Source organism: Rhodovulum sp. BSW8 (assembly GCF_003314725.1).
Taxonomy (GTDB): Bacteria; Pseudomonadota; Alphaproteobacteria; order Rhodobacterales; family Rhodobacteraceae; genus Rhodovulum; species Rhodovulum visakhapatnamense.
This window is the reverse complement of sequence record NZ_QNVX01000039.1, coordinates 41,788-45,947: the sequence shown is the minus strand read 5'-3', so window position 1 is coordinate 45,947 and position 4,160 is coordinate 41,788. Positions and strand designations below refer to the sequence as shown.

At 71.4% G+C, this 4,160-nt stretch carries 4 protein-coding genes; all 4 read left to right on the top strand.

The window, feature by feature from the left end; all coding sequences use genetic code 11:
• The first annotated feature begins 57 nt into the window (after positions 1 to 57).
• The 4 genes from DSD19_RS15995 to DSD19_RS15980 all read left to right on the top strand — a co-directional run bounded on the left by DSD19_RS15995 (position 58) and on the right by DSD19_RS15980 (position 4,088).
• A complete protein-coding gene (locus DSD19_RS15995) occupies positions 58 to 1,152 on the top strand; it encodes an FAD-binding protein (RefSeq protein WP_113670321.1) in 1,095 nt (364 codons plus the stop codon).
• Between the two features lie 4 nt (positions 1,153 to 1,156).
• Positions 1,157 to 2,446 carry a glycolate oxidase subunit GlcF gene (gene glcF, locus DSD19_RS15990; protein WP_113670320.1) on the top strand — a complete coding sequence of 430 codons (1,290 nt, stop codon included), beginning with the start codon at positions 1,157 to 1,159 and terminating at the stop codon, positions 2,444 to 2,446.
• 139 nt (positions 2,447 to 2,585) lie between these two features.
• On the top strand, positions 2,586 to 3,419 hold the full coding sequence (locus DSD19_RS15985; protein WP_243628047.1) for a serine protease: 834 nt from the start codon (positions 2,586 to 2,588) through the stop codon (positions 3,417 to 3,419).
• A 186-nt stretch (positions 3,420 to 3,605) separates the two neighbouring features.
• Complete coding sequence (locus tag DSD19_RS15980; RefSeq protein ID WP_075787492.1) at positions 3,606 to 4,088, top strand: Hsp20 family protein; 483 nt, start codon at positions 3,606 to 3,608, stop codon at positions 4,086 to 4,088.
• Positions 4,089 to 4,160 lie beyond the last annotated feature (72 nt).

Here is a 4,160-nt window from a genome sequence, read left to right as displayed (position 1 = left end):
CCCCTCTTGTCCTGACGGACAATTCACCCCCCGAGGGTATTTGGACCAAGAAGAATGATGAGACCTGAAACAGAGGCCGAACTGGCCGGGATCGTGGCCGGGGCGGATGGCCCCTTGCGGATCGAGGGCGGGGGCACGCGCGGCATGGTCGGTGCCGAGGGCGACGCGTTGAGTGTCGCGGGGCTTTCGGGCGTGGTGCTGTACGAGCCCGGCGCCTTGACGCTGGTCGTCAGGGCGGGGACGCCGCTGGCCGAGGTCGGGGCGGTGCTGGCGGCCGAGGGGCAGCGGCTGGCCTTCGAGCCGATGGACCACCGCCGGCTTCTGGGCCGCGACGGCGTTCCGACGATTGGAGGGGTGGCGGCGGCGAATGTCTCGGGGCCGCGCCGGGTGCAGGCGGGGGCCTGCCGGGACGCGATGCTGGGGGTGCGTTTCGTCGACGGGCGCGGCCGGGTGATCCGCAATGGCGGGCGGGTGATGAAGAACGTGACCGGCTACGATCTGGTCAAGCTGCTGGCGGGCAGCCGGGGCACGCTGGGCGTGCTGACCGAACTGGCCGTGAAGGTGCTGCCGGTGCCCGAGGCGGCGGCGGTTCTGGTGATGGAGGGTCTGACGTCCGAGGCGGCGGTCGCGGCGATGTCGGCCGCGCTGGGCTCGCCCTTCGAGGTGTCGGCGGCGGCGCATCTGCCCGAGGCGGGCGAGACCTGGTTGCGGCTGGAGGGATTCGCGGCGTCGGTTGCCTATCGCGCCGGGCGGCTTGGGGCGCTTCTGGACCGGTTCGGCCCGGCGCGGGTCGTCGAGGCGCCGGATGAGGTCGCGGCGATGATGCGGCGGCTTCGAGACGTGGAGGATTTCGCCGACCGGCCGGGCGATGTCTGGCGGATCTCGGTCCGGCCCTCGGACGGGCCGCGCGCGGCGGCGGCGGTCTCGGCCGAGGCGGCGATTTTCGATTGGGGCGGGGGGCTTGTCTGGGTGCTGGTGCCGGAAGGCCATGACATCCGCCCGGCCCTGTCGGGCATTGCCGGACATGCGGTTCGGGTCCGGGGGGCGGGCCCTCTGGCAAGCCCGGAACCGGCGCCGCTGGCCGCGCTGGCCGCGCGGCTTCGGGCCGAGTTCGACCCCAGGGGTCTTTTCAATCCCGGGGCGATGGGCTGAGCCGATGCAGACGAATTTCACCGAAGAGCAATTGCAGGACCCCGGGATCGCGCGCGCGAACGAGATCCTCCGGGCCTGCGTGCATTGCGGGTTCTGTACCGCCACCTGCCCGACCTATCAGGTGCTGGGCGACGAGCTCGACAGCCCGCGTGGGCGGATCTACCTGATCAAGGACATGCTGGAGAGCGGGCGGCCCGCGGATGCGCGCACCGTGCGCCATGTCGACCGCTGTCTGTCCTGCCTGGCCTGCATGACCACCTGTCCCTCGGGCGTGCATTACATGCATCTCGTCGATCATGCCCGCGCCCATATCGAGGCGACCTACCGGCGCCCCTGGCGCGACCGGGCGTTGCGCTGGCTGGTGGCGAAGACGCTGCCCTATCCCGGGCGGTTCCGGGCGGCGCTGCGGCTGGCGCGGCTGGGGCGGCCGTTTGCGCGGCTGATGCCCGATCCGCGGCTCAGGGCCATGCTGGACATGGCGCCTGCCCGCTTGCCCGAGCCGGGCGAAAGCGACCGGCCGCAGGTCTTTGCCGCCAAGGGTGCGCGACGGATGCGGGTGGCGCTGTTGACCGGCTGCGCGCAGAAGGCGCTCGACCCCGATATCAACGATGCCACCATCCGGGTGCTGACCCGGCACGGGGTCGAGGTGGTGGTGGCGACGGGCATGGGCTGTTGCGGGGCGCTGACCCATCACATGGGCCGGGCCGCCGAGGCCCATGCCCAGGCCGCGCGGGCAATCCGGGCCTGGTCGGCCGAGATCGCGGGCGAGGGGCTTGATGCCATCGTCGTCAATACCAGCGGTTGCGGCACCACGGTGAAGGATTACGGTCACATGTTCCGGGGCGATCCGCTGGCCGAGGCGGCGGCGGAAGTGGCGGCGCGGGCCGTCGATATCACGGAGCTGCTGGAACGGCTGGATCTGCCGCCGGGCCGGGGCGGGCTGCGGGTGGCCTATCACGCGGCCTGTTCGCTGCAGCACGGGCAGAAGGTGAAGGAAGCGCCCAAGGCGGTGCTGCGCCGCGCCGGGTTCGAGGTGGTCGAGCCGGTCGATGCGCATCTGTGCTGCGGCTCGGCCGGGACCTATAATCTGCTGCAGCCCGAGATTGCCGGGCAGCTGAAGGCCCGGAAGGTGCGGACGCTGGAGGCCAGGGCACCGGACGTCATCGCTGCGGGCAATATCGGCTGTATCGCGCAGATCGGGTCGGGCACCGGGGTGCCGGTCCTGCATACGGTCGAGCTGGTCGACTGGGCGACCGGCGGGCCGAAGCCGCGGGCGTTGTCACGCCGGGACTGACAGCGCGGCCCCGCCGCGCCCTGGATGCCGCATTATTGCCGCGAGCCGGTGCTAGGGCAGGGCGATGTGCCTGCGCCGTTTCCTTTTCCCCAGTCTTGCGGACCGGCCCCGCCCGAGGGTCAGAGCCCGTGCGCCATCGGTGTGGGCGGGGCTTCTGGCCCTGGGGGCGCTGGTGCCGGTCCCGCCTGCATGGGCCGCAGCCGCCGACCGGCCGCTGCACGCGCTGGTCACCGGCGACGAGTCGCGAGGCTGGGAAGGGGTCGGGCGGCTGGAACTGGGCGGCGGGGGGTTCTGCACCGGCGCGCTGATCGCCACCGATCTGGTGCTGACCGCCGCGCATTGCCTGTTCGACAAGACGACCGGCGGGCGGTTGCCGCTGGAGCGGATGGAGTTTCGCGCGGGCTGGCGCAACGGCCGGGCCGAGGCCTATCGCGGCATCCGGCGCGGCGCGGTGCATCCCGATTATGTCCCTGGCGCCGAGGCCTCGGTCGGCCGGGTGCGGCACGATCTGGCGCTTTTGCAGCTTGACCGGGCGATCCGGCTGCCGGGGCTCGTGCCCTTCGGGGTGGCGCCGCAGCCCGGGCAGGGCGATGCGGTGGGTGTGGTGTCCTATGCGCTCGACCGGTCCGAGGTGCCCTCGCTGCAGGAGGTCTGCCACGTCCTGGCCGGGATCGACGGGGTGGTGATGCTGTCCTGCGAAGTCGATTTCGGCGCCTCGGGCGCGCCGGTCTTCCGGGTCGAGAACGGGGTGCCCCGGATCGTGTCGGTGGTTTCGGCCAAGGCCGAGATGGATGCGCGGAAGGTGGCGCTGGGCAGCACGGTCGAGGAGGGGCTCGAGATCCTGCGCGCGCGGCTGGCGGGGGGCGGGACAGAGAGCGCGGCGCCCCCTGTGTCTGAGGCCCCGCTTTCGCCGATGCGCCGCTTCGGCGCGGGAACGGCGCGTAGCGCGGGGGCCAGGTTCCTGCGGCCCTGAACCCGGAGAGACGGCGGCCGGGCCGGCCCCAAAAATCTGCTGGAAGAGCGGTGCGTGGGGTCTTGAAACCGATTTTGTCCATTCCCAGCTTGTCCTTTGCGGGCGCCTTCGGGGTCCGCGAGACCGGCCCGTCCCGCATCGGGAGGGCCCCCACAGAGACGACATCGCTCAATGGAGGATGATACCATGCGTCACTACGATTTTGCCCCGCTTTACCGTGCCACCGTCGGCTTCGACCGGGTGGCGGATCTGATGGACCGGGTGATGGCCAGCGACATGGCCCAGCCGACCTACCCGCCCTATAACATCGAGAAGACCTCGGATCAGGGCTACCGGATCTCGGTCGCCGTGGCGGGCTTTGCTGCGGATGAGCTGTCGGTCGAGGTCAAGGACGGTGCGCTGGTGATCGCGGCCCGCAAGGCGCCCGAGGACACCGAACGCAGCTTCCTGCATCGCGGCATCGCGACCCGCGCCTTCGAACGCCGCTTTGCGCTGGCCGATCATGTGCGCGTCACCGGCGCGACCCATGCCGATGGCATGCTGCATGTGGATCTGGTGCGCGAAGTGCCGGAATCGCTGAAGCCTCGCCGGATCGAGATTTCGAGCGGCGGCGCGCAGCGCATCGAGGCGCGCGCGGAAGCCGAGCAGCCCGAGGGCGCGGCGGTCTGATCGACCCCGCCAGCTTGACAGCCCATGCGGCGCGCGGGTCCCCCCGCGCGCCTTTCGCATCGAGCGGTCATT